Source organism: Haloferax volcanii DS2 (assembly GCF_000025685.1).
GTDB classification, from domain to species: domain Archaea; phylum Halobacteriota; class Halobacteria; order Halobacteriales; family Haloferacaceae; genus Haloferax; species Haloferax volcanii.
The window spans coordinates 1671872-1687262 of the sequence record NC_013967.1 but is presented as its reverse complement, the minus strand read 5'-3'; the positions used below and the strand labels follow the sequence as shown (position 1 = coordinate 1687262).

The window sequence follows — 15391 nt, the reverse complement described above, 5'->3', positions numbered from 1 at the left end:
CTCGCTCCTCTCTTCCCCGTGCCAGAGCAACTGCCCTCCGACCATCCGTCGGTCCAGACGTTCCGCGCGAACATCGCCCGAAGCGGCGGCACCCGTCGCCCCTGCCTGCGCGTCCCCGACGACGTGACCGCCGCCGACGGCGATTTCGTCCGCCTCCACCTCGGCGGCACCGCCTACCACGCCCGTCTCTCGGCCGACGCCTCGGGACTCGTGATTCGCGGCGCGTACGACAACAAGCGCCTCGCGCGCACCCCGAACGACGGCGAGAATCGACTCGTCGAGTGGTGCCGCGAACACGACCGGGCCGACGGCGACGCCGTCGAACTCGACGAACTGGACGACGGCTACCAGTACGGCCTCCGGGTTCCGGGTGTCCGGCAGGTGTACCGCATCACCGAACGGCCGAACGACTCGCTTTCGAGCATCGCGGAGCAGTTCGGCCCGTCCGACGAGTGACCGGTCGGACTCCGAGACACGCCGCTTTTACGCGCCGACCGCCCTAGGCGGGGTATGAGCAAGGTAACGGAGTATCTCGCAGGCGAGCGCCTCGACGACGTGGCGCTCTATCTCACCCACGAGTACCTCGACAGTCAGGGCAAACTCCCGAACATGGGCGTCGAAGTTGACAACGGCTACGTCCTCGTCGTCCCCGGTGACGACGGCCGCCGCGCCTTCGCGGCCGGCACGGGCATGGACGCCATGGAGTTCGCCCAGACCGCCATGGGCAACGACGGCGACATCGACGACGACCTGAGCGGCGGCACCTGCCCCGAGGCGGCCGCCGAGGAGAACCACGAGGTGAAGTTCATCTTCTCGTTCGCCGAGGCGCAAAACGAGGAGGTCGGCGGCATCTACGAGGAGGGCGACGTGGTCCACGCCTACGCCAAGTGTACCTGCGGCACGACGTACTCCGACCGCTGGGTCGTCGACGACGCGTAACCGACCCCCGTTTTTCGACGCCGCGTCTCGAGTTTAGTTTCGCCGTTAGCGCTCGGTTTCGACGCCTTCGTCGTCTTCGGCGTCATCGTCGGCTTCCGCGTCGGCCGCGGCTTCCGCTTCCGCCTCCGCGACCGCGTCTGCGACCTGCTCGAACGCCCGGAGGATGACGCGCTTCGTCGTCGCGCCCTGCGTCGTCCAGTGGTGAGCGTAGTCGAGCATGTCGTCGTAGATGTCGGGCTTACAGCCGGCGGCCTTCGGGTGGCCGCCGCCGTTGACGAGGTCCGCGACCTCGTGACAGCGCTCGAAGTCGTCGGAGCCGCGAATGGAGGCGCTTCCGGCGGGCTTGACGACGACCGCCGCGTCCGCGCCCGCCTCGCGGAGGGCGTCGGCGACCTCGTTCTGCGAGCATCGTCCGTAGGTAACGCCGACCGTCCAGTCGCCGACGGTCTTCAGTTCGGCGCGGTCGACGGCGGCCTGAATAAGGTTCTCCTTTTCGACGCGGCGGTGGGCGATGTACTCCTCGACGACCGGCGGGAGGTCCGCGCCGTACGCGCCGACGACGGCGACGTACTCCTCTTTCGAGGTCCAGTAGGCGTAGTCCGCGAGGTCCTGACTCCGCTCGTCTTCGTTCAGCCAGAGGTCGTGGTCGCGGGTGACGGCCGCGAGTTCCGAAAAGCGCTCGTCGAACTCGTAGTCGAGTTCGCGGAGCGTCACGTCGGTCGAACACTCCTCGTCGGACTCACCGACGACGAGGTCGACGCCGGCATCGCGGACCGCCTCGGCCACCTCGGGCTTCCACTGGTGGTGGTCGTACCAGTGAATCTCGCCGGCGGTCTCGACGAGCGCGGCCAGTTCCTCCTCGACGTACTCGAACTTGTCCGGACAGAGGTCGCAGACGTACACCTCGACGCCCTCGGGGGCGTAGTCGGCGACGCGCTGGAGGTCGTCTTCGAGCGAGTACGGGCTCGACCCCATCAGCGCGACCGGCGATTTCGGTCGCTCTTCTTCCGCTTCCTCGTTGAGGGGCGATTCGTCCTCGTCGTCCTCGTCCTCGTCCTCGTCGCCTTCGTCGTCTGCGAGTTTCTCCTCGATGCGTTCCTCGAAGTCGGCCACGTCGAGGGCGGCGTCGTACGCCTCCCGGAGGAGGGCGACGCAGCCGAGGCCGTCGGCGTCGGTGTCGGTGACGACCGCGACCGACGCGTCTTCGAGTTTCGCCTTGGCGCGCTCTTCGGCGCGTTCCTCGTCGAACGACTCGGGGTAGAAGAAGCCGGCTCCGGGGAGCACGGACTTGCGGGGGAGCGAGAGCTGAGAACTGTCGATGAGCTCGTCTTCCATACGCCGAACTCGGGCGCGACGGGGAAAACTCCTCCCGATTCCGTCGGCGGAGACCGCGCCGAACGTCCCGCGGGCCGTGACCGAACCGAGCCACGCGGCCCGCTCAGGCCGCCTCGTCGCTCAGCAGGGAGTCCGTCGTCCCCTCCTCCAGCTGGCGGACCGTCAGCACCGGCACCGGACAGGTCCGCACGACGCGCTCGGCGACGCTGCCGATGAGAAAGCGGTTCTCGCCGTGGCGGCCCCGGGTTCCCATGGCGACGGCGTCGGCGTCGACCTCGCGGGCGTAGTTCGAAATCTCGGCGGCGGGGCGGCCCTCTCGCACCGCGACGGTCACCTCGCGGTCGGTCGCGGCCTCGACCTCGGCGAGCGCCTCCTCGCCGCGTTCGGTGAGCGCGTCGCGCATCTCGTCGCGGAGTCGGTCCGGCGCGGTCTCCACGTCGCCGGCGTCGACGACGTACAGCGCGTGGACCGACGCGTCGAACCGCTCTGCGAGGTCGACGGCGACGCTGACCGCCCGGCGGACGCTCGCCGAGCCGTCGGTGGCGATGACGATGGTGTCGAACATGGCTTCGGGTTCACGGCGCGGCGGCATAAAACCAGTCTGGGGCGGCCGGCCGGCGGGACCGTGGGGTGAGTTTTTTGTCGTCCCCCGACGCAGGTGGGGACATGTCACCGCGCCCGCTCTCTATCGACCTCGTTCTCGTGCCGGTCGACCAAAGCGAGGAGGCGACGCGCGCGGCGGAGTACGCCGCCGCCGTCGCGGCCGAGTACGACGCCGCGGTCCACGCCGTCCACGTCCTCGGCGAGGACGTCGTCCGCGCCATAGAGCAGGGCGTCGTCGACGAGGACGCCGTCGCCGAGGACAGCAAGGCCGTCACCGACACGGTGTCGGCGCTCGCAGAGACCGCCGACGTGCCCGTCACCACGTCGGTCGCCTACGGCTTCTCGCGGACGAGCAAGCTCCGCCACCCCGGCAGCGTCGTCCTCGACACCGCAGAAGAACTCGACGCGGACTTCATCGTCGTGCCCCGAGAGCCCGTCTCGGGCGACCCCGGCGAGGTGCTCGCCAAGGCCGCCGAGTACGTCCTCCTGTACGCCAGCCAGCCCGTGCTTTCGGTCTGAATCCTGTCTGAATCCTGAATCGTTGGTCGTTGTCGCGGCTCGCCGCCGCCCTCAGCCGCCCTCGTCGTCCGGCGGTTCGGCGAGTCGGATGGTCATCTCCAACTCGAAGCTCTCGGCGTCGCTCGTCTCGAAGCCGACGGTCTGGTAGAGGCCGACCGCCGCGCGGTTCCAGCGCTCGACCGTGAGCCACACCTTCTCGACGCCGGACACCCGGCCGTAGCCGAGCAGCGCCTTGATGAGCCGCGTGCCGATACCGGCGCGCTGGTACGTCTGGTGGACGAAGATGGCGAGTTCGTAGGCGTCGCCGTCGGGGACGAGCGTCGCGTGACCGGCCACCTCGTCGCCGTCCCACGCGATGACGTTCAGGCAGTCCTCGTCGAGGATGTTCTCCAGCCAGTCGCGGATGCGGTCCTCGCGGCCCGGCGGGATGCCCTGCGCGCGGTCCGAGGGGTCGAACGCGTCGTACATCTCGACGAGCGCCTCCAACTCCTCGTCGGAGCCGTCGTGCGCGCGCACCTCGATGGTGCGGTCTTCCCCGTCGGTGAACGACAGCGGCGGCGCGTCGTACGGGTCGGCGACGGCGTCGGAGAACGTTCGGTCGCTCATCGTACTAGGGTGACGGTCACGTGGGAGTTCAACAGGACGAACTCCGCGATGTTGCCGATCTGTATCTTCCCCATCGGACTCGTCTCGCCGCCGCCGAGCACCAGTTGGTCGAACCCCTCGTTCTCGGCGAGGTCCACGAGGGCGCTCCCCGGGTCGCCGTCGAGCGCGCGGACGGTCGCGTCGACGCCGCGCTCGTCGAGCAGTTCCGTCACCCGCGTTTCCATCTCCTCGCGCGAGCGCTCGCCGGACGGGTTGTCGACGATGGCGACCGTGAGGTCGTCGCCGACCTCGGCCGTCCGTTCGACCGTCGTTTCGAGCGCCCGCATGGAATCGTCGCTGCCACCGATTCCGAGCAGTACCTTCATGATTCCCAATCTCGCGGGCGCGATAGAAAACCCTTACCCGGAAACGGGGGGCGACATCCCCGCCAGCGGGGGACCGCGCGTCGCGGAACCCTTTTCGGCCGTGCCGCGGTAGCCCGCGGTATGACAGACGAGTCCGACGAGTTCGAGACGGGCGCGAGCGACGCCGAGGAGACGGCTCGCCCCGACGCGGACCCGCGAGCGGCGGCGGACGAAGCGGCGGGAGACACGGAGCCAGTAGACCCGGCCACCGACTCGGAGACTGCGGGCGCGGAACCGAGAGACGACGCCGGAGCCGACGCCGACGACGCGGTTCCCGAGGACGTACAGAAGTACGCCCGGTTCAAGAAGGTCGACGGCGCGCAGTACGACCGCGTCAACGACTTCCTCCGCGAGCGGACCTACGTGACGGCCCGCGAGTGGGCAATCGCGCGACTCTGCGCCGACTTCCGGACCGAGACGGGCGTCGAGATGACGAAAATCGGGAACAACCTCCCCGAACTCGTCCCCTTCATGACCGATACCTACACGCCGCAGGCGGTCAATCAGGCCCGGTCTGCGTTCCGCGACAAGGTCCGGAAGTCGGGCGCGACGTTCCTCTACGGCGCGATGTCGGGGTTCTTCACGGCCGAGGAACTCGACGAGATGATGTACGAGGTGACGGAAATCGCCAAGTTCCTGCTCGAAGTCGAGGGCGTCGACCTCTCGGTCGAAGAGGAACTCGAAGCCGAAGAGCGCATTTCGAGCGTCATGCGCGAGGTCCGCGAGGCGAGCACGGAACTGCGGCAAGAGGAACTGTCTGACGAGGAGTGACGCCCCGCGGTCCGTGCGACCCCACGGCTTCGACCCCGGACCGACGCCGCGCCGACTCGCAGTCAGGGGAAAAGCGGGTCCGGTTCCGACTGGACTAACTCGACGCGTCGGTCCGCCTCGACCGGCCGAACGTAGAGCCGGAGTTCGTCCTGTTTTCGCGCCTTCGTCGCCATCGCGTCCACCTCGCCCAGCTCGTAGTACAGCGGGACGACGACGGCCTTCGACGCCGCGGCGTCCTGCACGACCGAGACGACGAACACGGTGTCATCCTCGCGGGCGCGGTACACGTCGTAACGGTCGAACTCGGCCGACTCGACCCACGACGACAGCGACTCGAACTCGCTTCCGGGGACGAGCACGTCGAAGCCGACGCGCTCCGTCGCCTCCGGCAGGTTCGCCGGCGGCAACACCGACACGTCGCCGGGATGGAGCACGAGCGTCTCCCAACCCTCGTCTTCGTACTCGGCCGCGGTCGCCTCGGCGTCCTCCACGACCGTCTCCCAGAACGACAGCAGTCCCGTGAGTGCATGCGGTTCGTCGGCGTCCGCGTTCGGGTCGCGGCCTCGCGGCGGCGTCCGCTCGTCGGTCATGCGTGTCACTCCCTCGGGGAGTCGGACGGGAAAAAGATTCGCTTGCGTCGGGTTCGTCCGGTCCGGCGGGGGTCCCGACACCCGACGGCGGAACTGCTATCTGTCTCCCCGCCGACAGTCGGCCCGATGCGATGGTCACTCCGCGCGGTCCTCGGGTCGCTCCAACTCCCCGTCGCCGGGGCCGGGGTCGCGCTTCTCGCGTTCGTCTGGCGGACCGCCGTCACGATGCCCCCGCCGCCGCCCGGAAGCGACGGTTTCGCCCACGGGCTCGCGGGCTTTTTCCTCCTCGTGTTCGGGGTCGCCGGCTTCGTCCTCCTCGCTGGTGGCCTGCTCATCCCGCCGGGACCGGGATACGGCGTCCGGTTCACTCGCAGACAGCGCTGGCTGTTCGCGTACGCGCTGGTCGCCCCGGCGCTCGCCGTGGGCGGCTTTCTCGCGACCGTCGTCGCATCGTCTGCACTCGGCGGGGTCGCCGTGTCGGCCGTCTCGCTGGTCGCTCTGACAGCGCCGCTCGCGGTGCTCATCGGCGTCGGCTGGAGGGGCGCGCAGGCCGCGGCCGCGCGGTTCTGAATTCGGGCCGCAACTGCGCTCAGTCGCGGACGTTCTCGCCGGCGACCGCGCCGAACTCGTCGCCGTCCCAGACGAACTCACCGCGGAGCATCGTCCACTCGGGGAAGACGCCGGTGTGGCCCTCGAACGGCGTCCACTCGCAGTTCGAGTGGAGGTCCGCGCCGCGAATCTCGCGGGCGGCGTCGAGGTCGTACAGCGCGAGGTCGGCGTCCGCGCCCGCCTCGATGCGGCCCTTGCGCGGCAGGTCGAACACGTCGGCGGGGTTCGCGGCGACCACGTCGCGGACGCGCTCGGCGGTGAGGTCGCCGGCGACGACCGCGCCGAGAAGCAGGGGCACCATCGTCTCGACGCCGGGGACGCCGCTCGGGGCGTCGAGGAGCGACCGTTCTTTCTCCTCGCGCGTGTGCGGCGCGTGGTCCGTGGCGACCATGTCGATGCGGCCGTCGGCGAGGCGCTCGAACATGGCCTCGCGGCGCGCCTCGGAGCGGAGCGGCGGGTTCATCCGGCCGTAGGTGCCCAACTCGTCGAGGTCGTCGCGGGACAGAAACAGGTGGTGCGGCGTCGCCTCGCAGGTCGCGCCGCCGTCGCGGGCGGCGTCGACGCCCTCCGGCGTGCTCGTGTGGGCGATGTGAATCTGCGCGCCGGTCTCGCCGCCGACGCGGACGGCGCGCTCGACGGCGACCGCCTCGGCCCCGGCGGTGCGGTAGGCGCTCCACGCGTCGGCGTCGGCGTCGCGGCCGACCCCGCCGAGGTCGCCCTCGATGGCCGATTCGTCGAACAGGTCGGCGTCCTCGGCGTGGACCGTGACGGGCACGCCCGCCTCGCCGGCGCGCTCCGCGGCCTCGGCAAACAGGTCGGCCTCGATGCCCATGTCGCCGGTCGAATCGGCCAGAAACACCTCGCCGAGGGCGAAAAGCGGTCGGTCGAACAGACTGTCCGGGTCCCAGTCGGCGGTGACGCCGCCGTTGATACCGTAGTCGATGCAGGCGTTCGCGGCGCACTCCGCTTTCACGTCGAAGCCCGCGCCGTCGGTCGTCGTCGGGTCGGTGTTCGGCTGGTCGGCGACGGTCGTCACGCCCCCCGCGGCGGCGCTCCGCGCGCCGGTCTCCCACGTCTCCTTGTGCTCGAATCCCGGTTCGCGGAAGTGGACGTGCACGTCGATAGCGCCCGGCAGAAGCAGGTTCTCCTCGGCGTCGACGGTCTCCTCGGCGTCGACGGAGTCGAGGTCACCGACCGCCTCGACGGTTCCGTCCTCGACGCGGACGTCGACGGCGCGGCCGTCGGCCAGCGTCGCGTTCTCGATTCGCATACGAGGGGGTGCGACGCGCCGGGTGCTAAGTCCGGCGGTTCGGGGAGCGGTCGCAGTCAGTCGCTCACGCGAGGTCCGCCGCGTCTTCGACGCGCGTCTCCGCGTCGCCAACGAAGGCGGCTTCGAGGGCGTCGCAGACCGCGTCGGAACTGGCCGGGCCGCCGGCGTCGGCGACGCTCCCCACCGAATCCGGGTCGAAGGGAACGTCGATGGCCTCGTAGACGGGCGCGAGCACGTCGGCTATCTCGTCGCGGTCGGTGACGACGACCACGCCGGAGACGAGCGCGCCCTCTTTTCGAACGCGCTGGGCGAGGCCGCAGAGCTTCCCGCCCGCTTGGACCGAGTGGTCGCCGGGGCAGTACGACGCCGGGGGCTCGCCCCGCCGCGCGGGGACGCCGAGGGTTCGCAGGGCGCGGACGACGGCGGTCGTTCCGGCCTCGTACCGCGCGTCGAGGCCGCTCCGGGCGTCGTCGAGGGGAACCGCGTGGGCGAACGCGACGGTGGTTCCCGTGTAGGCCACCGCGCGGCCGCCGACGGAGCGCTCGACAGCGGGAAAACCGCGTTCCTCGGCGGCGGCGACGGCCTCGTCGTACCGCGGGGCGCGGGTGTCGCGCCTGCCGAACGCGAGCTGTCGGTGCGGCGTCCACGCGCGGAACGCCGGTTCGCCCGTGTCGCCCGCCTCGCGGAGCATGGCCGCGGTGACCGCCCGGTCCGCCTCCCGGTCGGGCCCGCGGCCGCGGATGACGCGCATGCCCGAGAGAACCACCCCGACGTACCTAAGCGCACCCGTCCCGTCCCGACGACCATGCTGCGACTGCCGCGGCCGATGCTCTCGCGCTTCGAGCGCTTCTCGCTCTACAACTCGCCGTACCCCGCCCACGACAGCGGGTGTGCTATCGACCTCTACGTCGCCGCCGACGACCCGGTGGCCCGCTCGCCCGTGGCGGGCGTCGTCCGCGAGACGCGGACCGTCCGCGCGCCCGACAAGCCCTACGCCCACGACGACGAGTACCTCATCCTCGTCGATGTCGACGCCGACGCCACCGGACTGGACTGGCTCGGCGCCCCCGACGACGACCCCCGCGACGGACTGGTCGCGCGCATCCTCCACGTCGACCCCGGCGTCGACGCGGGCGACGAGGTCGCGGTCGGTGACTCGCTGGGACGGCTCGTCCGCTCCGGCTTTTTCGCGCCGTGGGTCTCGAACCACGTCCACGTCGGCTTTCGGGCCGCGGACGCGAACCACCACCGGGCTCGGGGGTCGCTCCCGGTGTCGCCCGACGTGACCGTCTCGCCGCTCGACTGGGACGGGACGGGAACCGTCGTCGAGACGGCCGAGACGTTCGTCGTTCTCGACGCCCCGACCCGCACCGACGCGGCGGTCGGCCCCGACGGGTTCGTCGGTCTCGCCAGCGACGAGGGCGTCGTCCTCGACGGCGGGCTCGCCCACTACGGCTTCGGGGGCGCGCTCTCGCCCGTCGAAGACGGACAATCGCTGTCGCTCCTCGGCGAGCGGGTCGGCCGGGCGGCCGGCCGCGACGTTCCGTGGGCCGACTTCGACGTGCTCGTCGACGGCGTTCGAATCACTGGATTGTCACTGTTCGCGTCTCGCGTCGACTTCGGGAGCAAACTCGTCTGTCCCGGTCACGGCTTCGCCACCGGCGACGAGGTGTCGGTCGAGATTCGCCCCAGCGCCGACCCGATTCGACTCGACTGACGGCGGCAGAAGTGTCATGAAACTGTTTTTTTAATCCTCTCCGGCGCGACTGCCCGACACCTCCACTTTGTGGCACCATTTTTAAACACATTTACTATGAAAGGATTAGTCTCCGCAAAAAATATCCTTCGGTCGCCCGTATTTTTCTCCGTTCGTGAGATCCGACATACGAGCGTGTGCCGTCGCTTCGGTGTTCGATGCAGCCGCTGCCTCCGCGCTGCGATGACCGGCGACCACGCCAGTGGGTACGAGGTCGAACTCGGCCACCCGCTGGCCGGGGCCTCGCCCGACGGAACGTTCGAAGACCCCGAGTTCGAACTCACGTTCGTCGGCGGTATCCCGGTGACGGACGAGCCGGTTCCCTACTTCGTCGCCCGCGGGAGCGACCGCGAGGCGCTCGACGACCTGCTCGACGACCACGCGAGCATCGAGCGCTTCGAACCGATATCGGACGGACCCGAGGGACGGCATTACCGCTGCGAGTGGGCGACCCGCGACGGCGACATCCTCTCGGCCATCCGCGAGTGCGACGGCATCGCGAGCCGGTTGGGTATCACCGAACAGGCGCTCTCACAGCGGCTTCGTCGGGCCCTCCGAAACCTCGTCGGGTCGACGATAGACGACCTCGACCGCGGTTCGCGGTCCGAGTGAAGAGCCGATGATGCGTCAAAACGGGACCGTGGTGGGGCGCGGCAACCGGGCGCGAGATGCCACGACGGGTGTCGATTTCGCCGCCGGAACGGCGCGACTCGCGGCTCTCCGGCGGTGCGCCCGTGTGGGGGGTGCCACCGACGCATATCGGTACGCCGATTCTAGTAATATATCTGACCCTTGTGTGGACAATCGGTATTTAAGCGGCGTCGAAGTAATCGAGATACCCCGAGGCGAACGCCCGTAGTTCGTCGTACGTCGGCGGCGACCCGGTTCTGACGAAGTGTCCCGCGACGGCGTTGCCGACGACGAGCGACTCCGCGCGACCGAGGTCGAGGACGTGCGCGAGCGCGAGGCCCGCGTTGAAGTGGTCGCCCGAACTCGTCGTCAACACCGGGTCGTCCGTCCGTGGGACCCCGACGGTCGCGGTTCCCGCCTCGTCGACGAGGTGCGCCTCCTCGATGCCGTGGCCCGCGAACCGACTGACGCCGAGGTGGTCGAACGCCGCCTGTGACTCGCGGCCGAAGTCGTCGCTCTCGACGCCCGCCAGCCGCGCGAGATAGCGCGTCTCGTAGCGGTTCGCAGAGACGACGACGCGCACCGCGTCGTCCAGCGCCGACACCTGCTCGACGCCCGCGGCGACCACGTCGGGCCCTCGCTTTCTGAGGTCGCCGGGGTCCAAAAGCAGCGTCTCCGGCGGGTCCGACAGCGTCGGCCACAGCTCCTCGCGGAGGCCGCGGGCCACGTCCGGTAGCTCGGGCATCTCCGACCAGTAGCCCATCCCGACGAGTTCGGCCCCGTCGACCAGTTCGGCCAGTCGGTCGAGGCCGACGCGCGACTCGATTCCGGCCCAGTCGAGCGTCATCAGCGCGCCGATTTCGGTGAGCATCAGCTTCCCGTCGCCGAACTCGACGGCGTCGGTGTAGCCCGGCGACCCGAGGGTCTCCAGCGGGAGGTGGCCGAACTCCTCGACGAACGGCTCTTCGACCGGGTCGCCGAGACAGCCGACGACTCCGGGCTCGAACCCCATCCGGTCGAAGGCGCGCGCGAGGTGGCTCACGTGTCCGCCGGTGCGGACGCCGTCTTGAATCCACTCGAAGGTGAGCGAACTCTCGGCTTCGACCGAGTCGTTCACGCGCTCAGCGAACGCGTCGAGCGTCGGCACCCGCTCGTAGGTATCTGCCGACTGTCGCTCGGAGACGAACTCCCGAACGCGGTCGATGTAGCCGTCGAATCCGAACAGCACCCGCCCGCCGTCGACGCGCTCGGGCAGCGACTCCCGACACGAGTCGGCCGCGCGGACCGTCGTCTCGTCCGGTGTTTCCATGGCGCTCCGTTCGGACGACCCGCAATTAGTGTTGCCGCCGGCGGCGATACTCTCGGCCCGTCAGTGGTCGCTTTCGGTCGTGATTTCGAACCGCGCGCCGCCGTCGTCGCTCTCGACGAACCAGACGCTCCAGCCGTGGGCGTTCACGACGCTCATGACGACGCTGAGGCCGAAGCCGGTCCCCTCGGAACTCGTGGTGTAGCCCGCCTCGAACATGCGGGGGCGGTCGTCCGGCGGAATCCCCGGGCCGTCGTCTTCGACGTAGAAGCCGGCGCGGTCGTCGAGGGGGCCGACCCGGACGGTCACGTCGTCGCCGCCGTGGCGAATCGCGTTCGAAAAGAGGTTTTCGAGGAGCTGTCTGAGCCGCCCGCGGTGGGCGTCGACCGGGATTTCGCCGTCGGTGACGAGCGTCGCTTCCGGCGCGTCGCTCGCGGCGGTCGTCCACGCCGCCTCGGCGACGCCCCCGAGCGACAGTCGCTCGGCCTCCTCGACCGTCTGACCGTTACGCGCGAGCGCCAACATGTCCTCGACGATGCCGGCCATCCGCTCGTGGGCGTCGGCGACGCGGTCCAGTTCGTCGCCGTCGTACTGCTCGCGGGCGAGGTCGAGATAGCCCATCGCCGCGTTCAGCGGGTTCTTGAGGTCGTGCGAGACGACCGACGCGAACGATTCGAGCTGTTCGTTCTGGCTGGCGAGTTCGCGCTCGCGCCGCCGCAAGAGCTGTTCGCGTTCGACCCGGTGCAAGACCGCGCGGGTGTTGGCGGCCAACACCTTCGCCAACGCGATGCGCTGGTCGGCCAGCGAGTCGTCGCCGACGGACGCGACGAAGAACACGCCGTGGTCGGGAATCGGCACGATGAGTTCCTCTTTGACCCCGGCGTCGAGGACGAACCGTCTCGGGTTCGAGTCCACGTCCCGGTAGAGGTTGTGCTCGCCGCGTTCGAACACCTCCCACGTCAGCCCGGCCCCTCGCGGAATCGGCGGCACGTCGCCGAACACGTCCCACGCCTCGTCGGTGAACGCCGTCGGGACGAGCGCGTCCTGCGACTCGTCGTACAGGAGGACGCCGCTAATCGCGTAGTCGAGGACTTCGGTGGCGGCCTCGCGGACGATTTCCGCGACTTCCTCGCGGCTCGTCGCCCCCGTCAGCCGTCGGGTCGACGCGTGCAGCGCGTTGAGCCGCTGTTCGTACCGCTTTCGCTCCGTCACGTCCGTCGAGATGCCGACCGCGCCCGCGACCTCCCCGCCGTCGTCGACGATGGGCGAGACGGTGAACTCGGCCACGTAGTTTTTCTCGGGAAACGACAGTTCGATTTCGAACCGCTCGCGCTCGCTCTCGCCGCCGAGGACGGCGTCGAGCGCGGACTGGGCGCGTTCGTACTGGTCGGCGGCGAGATAGCCGGCGTCGCGGAGCGCCGAGATGTGTCGGCCGACGAACGTCGACATGGGGATGGTCGTCCGCGAGAGCGCGGCCTCGTTGATGAACTGGACGACACCCGCCTCGTCGAGCACGTACGCGCCTTGGCCGATTCTCTCGACGATGGTCTCGTAGCGCTTGAGCCGCTGCTCGTAGCTCCGCTGTTCGGTCACGTTTCGCGAGGTGACGACGAAGCCGTCGACCGAGGTGTCGGCCTGATTGCACCCCACGGATTCGAGCCACGTCCACGACCCCTCGGCGTTCCGCTGGCGGTACCGGACGGGGTCGGTCCCGTCGGCCCCGGTCTGGAGCGCGCGCTCGAAGACGGCCTTGACGCGGTCCCAGTCGTCGGGGTGAATCAGGTCGGCGACGTGCTCTCCGACGAGTTCGTCCTCGTCGAATCCGAGCACCTCGGTGACGGAGGGGCTCTGGTACTTGATTCGCCCGTCGGTTCCCACGAGGGTCACGAGGTCCCGTGCCAGCTCCACGAGCCCGCGGAACTGCGCTTCCGTGGCCCGCTGCTCGGTCACGTCGCGCATCGAGACGAGGACGGCGTCGGAGCCGTGGTAGTCGATTTCTCTGACGTTCGTCGAGCACTCGCGGGCCGCGCCGTCGGCGTCGACGAGACGAATCTCGTAGCTCGCGGGTGCGTCGACGCCCTGTCGTCGCGTCGTGGCGATGGCGGCGGCCCGCTCGCGGTCGTCGGGGTGGACGATACTCGACACCGACCGCTCGGTGAGTTCGCCGTCGCGCAGGCCGGTGAGCTCGGTCAGCCGGCGGTTCCAAAAGCGAAACTCGCCGTCCTGCGCGACGAAGATGGCGTCGTGGCTCTGCTCGACGACGGTCCGATACAGCGAGTCCGAGTTCCGCCCGGCCGACGCCCACTGCGTGAACTCGATGGCCCGCTCGACCCGCGCGGCGACAGAGGCGACCGCTTCCGGCGTCTCCGGGTCGCTGATGGCGATTGCGCCGCCGTCGTGGGCCGACTCCGGGGGGCTTTCGGTCAGAAAGAACACCGGGACCACGCCGACTCGGTCGCGGACGCCGGAGGCGAACTCGGCGTCGAGAGCGCCGCGGACGACGACGCCGCCGACTCCGGCGTCGAGGGAACTGAACACGTCGCCGCGGTCGGCGCACGTCTCGGTCGTGAACCCGCGTCGTCCGAGGGCGTCGACGAGGGCGTCGGGGCACTCGTCGACCAGTACGACGCGGGTGTCGCTCATACCCGTATCACTCCGTGAACGTGTATATATTTCACTCACCACCGGACTGATAAGTGCTCTACGGCTCCCGTCCGCTCGGCTCACTCGCCGGTCGGTTTCCCGCTCGCAGTCGCCTCGGTGCGGCCCACTCGTTGCTCGCGGGGCCGGCGAGGCGACCGCCTGCTCGCGCTGCTCGCGGGGCCGCCGGGGTTGCCACCGACCGTCGGTTACATACTATTTGACACACTCGTTCGTGATATGGCCGACGACTTTCCCGCCGAGGCCGCGGCAATCGTCCAGCGACACATCGAGGACGAACACGGCTACCTGTCGTGGCTCAACACCCGCGTCGACGCCATCGAGCGCGGCCGCATCGTGATGACCATCCCGTACGACGAGAAGCTCACCAACACCGTGTCGCCGCCGACGATTCACGGCGGTATCGCGGCGACGCTCATCGACACCGCGGGCGGCATCGCCCTCCGGACGATGCTCGACGACCCGCTCGCCGGCGGCGTCGCCACCATCAATCTCAACGTGAACTACCTGCGGCGGGCGTCGGGCGACCTGACCGCGGTCGCTGAGGTCGTCCGCGCCGGCGGCTCGGTCGGCGTGAGCACCATCACCGTCGTCAGCACCGACCCGGAAGAGGACTCGGACGTGGCCGCCCGGCAGTCGCCGTCGAGCGACTGGAACGACGCCGTCGCCACCGGACAGGGCGCGTATCGGCTCTTTCGGGAGTGAGACGCGGCCGGAGTCGCGGTCAGCGTCGGGGTCGGGGTTAGAGTCAGGGTTCCGCTCGCGCTCGGCGGGGCCGCCGGTCTACTCGAACGTCACGTCCGCGAGCGTCGCCGTCTCGCCGAACAGCCAGTCGGCGTGGTCGACGGCGTACGCCTTGTGTTCTTCCTCGATGTAGCCGAGCGCGTCGGTGACGAGAATCGGTCGGTAGTCCCGAAGGCCGGCGCTCCCGGCGGTGTGGAGGACGCAGACGTTCGCCAGCGTGCCGCAGATGAGCAGGTCGTCCACGCCGTGGCTGTCGAGCCAGCCCGCCAACTGCGTCCGGTAGAACGCGTCGTAGGTGTGCTTCTCGACGACGAGGTCCTCGTCGCGCACGTCGAGGCCGTCGTGGAGGGCGGCGTCCCACGTCCCCTCGACGACGTGTTCGCCCCAGCGCTCGAACTCGTCGTAGTAGTGGTTGCCCTCGAACTGCTCCGGCGGGTGCACGTCGCGGGTGTAGACGACGCGCGCGCCGGCGTCGCGGGCGGCGGCGACGAGTCCCGTAACCGGCTCGATTGCGGATTCGCTCCCCGGCGCGAACAGGCTCCCGTCGGGGTGACAAAAGCCGTTCTGCATATCCACGACGACCACCGCGGTTCGGGTCGGGTCGAGTTCCATGCGCGTGGGTTGCGCCGGGACGACCAAAACAGTACG

The 15391-nt window shown here is 69.6% G+C and carries 18 protein-coding genes; 8 read left to right on the top strand and 10 right to left on the bottom strand.

What is annotated here, in order from left to right:
- Positions 1-18: 18 nt before the first annotated feature.
- Together HVO_RS13470 and HVO_RS13465 are read left to right on the top strand one after the other, a co-directional pair.
- Complete coding sequence (locus HVO_RS13470) at positions 19-456, top strand: DUF7112 family protein (protein WP_004041716.1); 438 nt, start codon at positions 19-21, stop codon at positions 454-456.
- A gap of 54 nt (positions 457-510) precedes the next feature.
- The gene (locus HVO_RS13465) at positions 511-939 is read left to right on the top strand and encodes a DUF5807 family protein (RefSeq protein ID WP_004041714.1); all 429 of its coding nucleotides are present in this window, start codon (positions 511-513) and stop codon (positions 937-939) included.
- Between the two features lie 45 nt (positions 940-984).
- Here the strand turns inward: HVO_RS13465 and HVO_RS13460 are convergent, their stop codons facing one another.
- Both HVO_RS13460 and HVO_RS13455 read right to left on the bottom strand, forming a co-directional pair.
- Entirely contained in the window at positions 985-2274 is a 1290-nt protein-coding gene (locus tag HVO_RS13460) for a DHH family phosphoesterase (RefSeq protein WP_004041712.1), read from the bottom strand.
- A gap of 103 nt (positions 2275-2377) precedes the next feature.
- A complete protein-coding gene (locus HVO_RS13455; RefSeq protein WP_004041710.1) occupies positions 2378-2839 on the bottom strand; it encodes a universal stress protein in 462 nt (153 codons plus the stop codon).
- A gap of 101 nt (positions 2840-2940) precedes the next feature.
- Between HVO_RS13455 and HVO_RS13450 the strand changes: the two genes are divergently transcribed.
- A complete protein-coding gene (locus HVO_RS13450; RefSeq protein WP_004041708.1) occupies positions 2941-3396 on the top strand; it encodes a universal stress protein in 456 nt (151 codons plus the stop codon).
- A gap of 51 nt (positions 3397-3447) precedes the next feature.
- Here the strand turns inward: HVO_RS13450 and HVO_RS13445 are convergent, their stop codons facing one another.
- Both HVO_RS13445 and HVO_RS13440 read right to left on the bottom strand, forming a co-directional pair.
- Complete coding sequence (locus HVO_RS13445; protein ID WP_004041704.1) at positions 3448-4002, bottom strand: GNAT family N-acetyltransferase; 555 nt, start codon at positions 4000-4002, stop codon at positions 3448-3450.
- Complete coding sequence (locus HVO_RS13440; RefSeq protein ID WP_004041703.1) at positions 3999-4367, bottom strand: universal stress protein; 369 nt, start codon at positions 4365-4367, stop codon at positions 3999-4001. Before HVO_RS13440 ends, HVO_RS13445 begins: the two co-directional genes overlap by 4 nt.
- 120 nt (positions 4368-4487) lie before the next feature.
- Here HVO_RS13440 and HVO_RS13435 point away from each other — a divergent pair, with 120 nt between their 5' ends.
- Positions 4488-5177, top strand: coding sequence for a DUF5806 family protein (locus HVO_RS13435; RefSeq protein ID WP_004041702.1), 690 nt, complete (start codon positions 4488-4490; stop codon positions 5175-5177).
- 62 nt (positions 5178-5239) lie between these two features.
- Here HVO_RS13435 and HVO_RS13430 read toward each other — a convergent pair whose 3' ends face one another.
- Entirely contained in the window at positions 5240-5767 is a 528-nt protein-coding gene (locus tag HVO_RS13430; RefSeq protein WP_004041701.1) for a DUF7529 family protein, read from the bottom strand.
- Positions 5768-5893: 126 nt separating this feature from the next.
- On the opposite strand from HVO_RS13430, the gene HVO_RS13425 reads away from it, so the two are divergent.
- Complete coding sequence (locus tag HVO_RS13425; protein WP_004041700.1) at positions 5894-6337, top strand: hypothetical protein; 444 nt, start codon at positions 5894-5896, stop codon at positions 6335-6337.
- Positions 6338-6356: 19 nt separating this feature from the next.
- Here HVO_RS13425 and HVO_RS13420 read toward each other — a convergent pair whose 3' ends face one another.
- Positions 6357-7646 carry a dihydroorotase gene (locus HVO_RS13420; protein WP_004041699.1) on the bottom strand — a complete coding sequence of 430 codons (1290 nt, stop codon included), beginning with the start codon at positions 7644-7646 and terminating at the stop codon, positions 6357-6359.
- Positions 7647-7710: 64 nt separating this feature from the next.
- Complete coding sequence (locus HVO_RS13415) at positions 7711-8397, bottom strand: lipoate--protein ligase family protein (RefSeq protein WP_004041698.1); 687 nt, start codon at positions 8395-8397, stop codon at positions 7711-7713.
- Positions 8398-8451: 54 nt separating this feature from the next.
- On the opposite strand from HVO_RS13415, the gene HVO_RS13410 reads away from it, so the two are divergent.
- Both HVO_RS13410 and HVO_RS13405 read left to right on the top strand, forming a co-directional pair.
- Positions 8452-9363, top strand: a complete 912-nt coding sequence (locus tag HVO_RS13410) for a hypothetical protein (RefSeq protein ID WP_004041697.1) — start codon at positions 8452-8454, stop codon at positions 9361-9363.
- 222 nt (positions 9364-9585) lie between these two features.
- Complete coding sequence (locus HVO_RS13405) at positions 9586-10014, top strand: bacterio-opsin activator domain-containing protein (protein WP_013035651.1); 429 nt, start codon at positions 9586-9588, stop codon at positions 10012-10014.
- 199 nt (positions 10015-10213) lie between these two features.
- On the opposite strand, the gene HVO_RS13400 is transcribed toward HVO_RS13405, so the two are convergent.
- On the bottom strand, positions 10214-11341 hold the full coding sequence (locus HVO_RS13400; protein WP_004041695.1) for a hypothetical protein: 1128 nt from the start codon (positions 11339-11341) through the stop codon (positions 10214-10216).
- A gap of 60 nt (positions 11342-11401) precedes the next feature.
- Entirely contained in the window at positions 11402-13981 is a 2580-nt protein-coding gene (locus tag HVO_RS13395; protein ID WP_004041694.1) for a sensor histidine kinase, read from the bottom strand.
- A gap of 237 nt (positions 13982-14218) precedes the next feature.
- On the opposite strand from HVO_RS13395, the gene HVO_RS13390 reads away from it, so the two are divergent.
- Positions 14219-14704 (top strand): PaaI family thioesterase, encoded by a 486-nt coding sequence (locus tag HVO_RS13390; protein ID WP_004041693.1) that lies wholly within the window; start codon positions 14219-14221, stop codon positions 14702-14704.
- Between the two features lie 78 nt (positions 14705-14782).
- On the opposite strand, the gene HVO_RS13385 is transcribed toward HVO_RS13390, so the two are convergent.
- Complete coding sequence (locus HVO_RS13385; RefSeq protein ID WP_004041692.1) at positions 14783-15355, bottom strand: cysteine hydrolase family protein; 573 nt, start codon at positions 15353-15355, stop codon at positions 14783-14785.
- Positions 15356-15391 lie beyond the last annotated feature (36 nt).

Excerpts from the sequence above, each read along its gene's own strand:
- HVO_RS13465 (WP_004041714.1), top strand. The coding sequence starts at position 511 with ATGAGCAAGGTAACGGAGTATCTCGCAGGCGAGCGCCTCGACGACGTG.
- HVO_RS13460 (WP_004041712.1), bottom strand. The coding sequence starts at position 2,274 with ATGGAAGACGAGCTCATCGACAGTTCTCAGCTCTCGCTCCCCCGCAAG.
- HVO_RS13455 (WP_004041710.1), bottom strand. The coding sequence starts at position 2,839 with ATGTTCGACACCATCGTCATCGCCACCGACGGCTCGGCGAGCGTCCGC.
- HVO_RS13450 (WP_004041708.1), top strand. The coding sequence starts at position 2,941 with ATGTCACCGCGCCCGCTCTCTATCGACCTCGTTCTCGTGCCGGTCGAC.
- HVO_RS13445 (WP_004041704.1), bottom strand. The coding sequence starts at position 4,002 with ATGAGCGACCGAACGTTCTCCGACGCCGTCGCCGACCCGTACGACGCG.
- HVO_RS13440 (WP_004041703.1), bottom strand. The coding sequence starts at position 4,367 with ATGAAGGTACTGCTCGGAATCGGTGGCAGCGACGATTCCATGCGGGCG.
- HVO_RS13435 (WP_004041702.1), top strand. The coding sequence starts at position 4,488 with ATGACAGACGAGTCCGACGAGTTCGAGACGGGCGCGAGCGACGCCGAG.
- HVO_RS13430 (WP_004041701.1), bottom strand. The coding sequence starts at position 5,767 with ATGACCGACGAGCGGACGCCGCCGCGAGGCCGCGACCCGAACGCGGAC.
- HVO_RS13425 (WP_004041700.1), top strand. The coding sequence starts at position 5,894 with ATGCGATGGTCACTCCGCGCGGTCCTCGGGTCGCTCCAACTCCCCGTC.
- HVO_RS13420 (WP_004041699.1), bottom strand. The coding sequence starts at position 7,646 with ATGCGAATCGAGAACGCGACGCTGGCCGACGGCCGCGCCGTCGACGTC.
- HVO_RS13415 (WP_004041698.1), bottom strand. The coding sequence starts at position 8,397 with ATGCGCGTCATCCGCGGCCGCGGGCCCGACCGGGAGGCGGACCGGGCG.
- HVO_RS13410 (WP_004041697.1), top strand. The coding sequence starts at position 8,452 with ATGCTGCGACTGCCGCGGCCGATGCTCTCGCGCTTCGAGCGCTTCTCG.
- HVO_RS13405 (WP_013035651.1), top strand. The coding sequence starts at position 9,586 with ATGACCGGCGACCACGCCAGTGGGTACGAGGTCGAACTCGGCCACCCG.
- HVO_RS13400 (WP_004041695.1), bottom strand. The coding sequence starts at position 11,341 with ATGGAAACACCGGACGAGACGACGGTCCGCGCGGCCGACTCGTGTCGG.
- HVO_RS13395 (WP_004041694.1), bottom strand. The coding sequence starts at position 13,981 with ATGAGCGACACCCGCGTCGTACTGGTCGACGAGTGCCCCGACGCCCTC.
- HVO_RS13390 (WP_004041693.1), top strand. The coding sequence starts at position 14,219 with ATGGCCGACGACTTTCCCGCCGAGGCCGCGGCAATCGTCCAGCGACAC.
- HVO_RS13385 (WP_004041692.1), bottom strand. The coding sequence starts at position 15,355 with ATGGAACTCGACCCGACCCGAACCGCGGTGGTCGTCGTGGATATGCAG.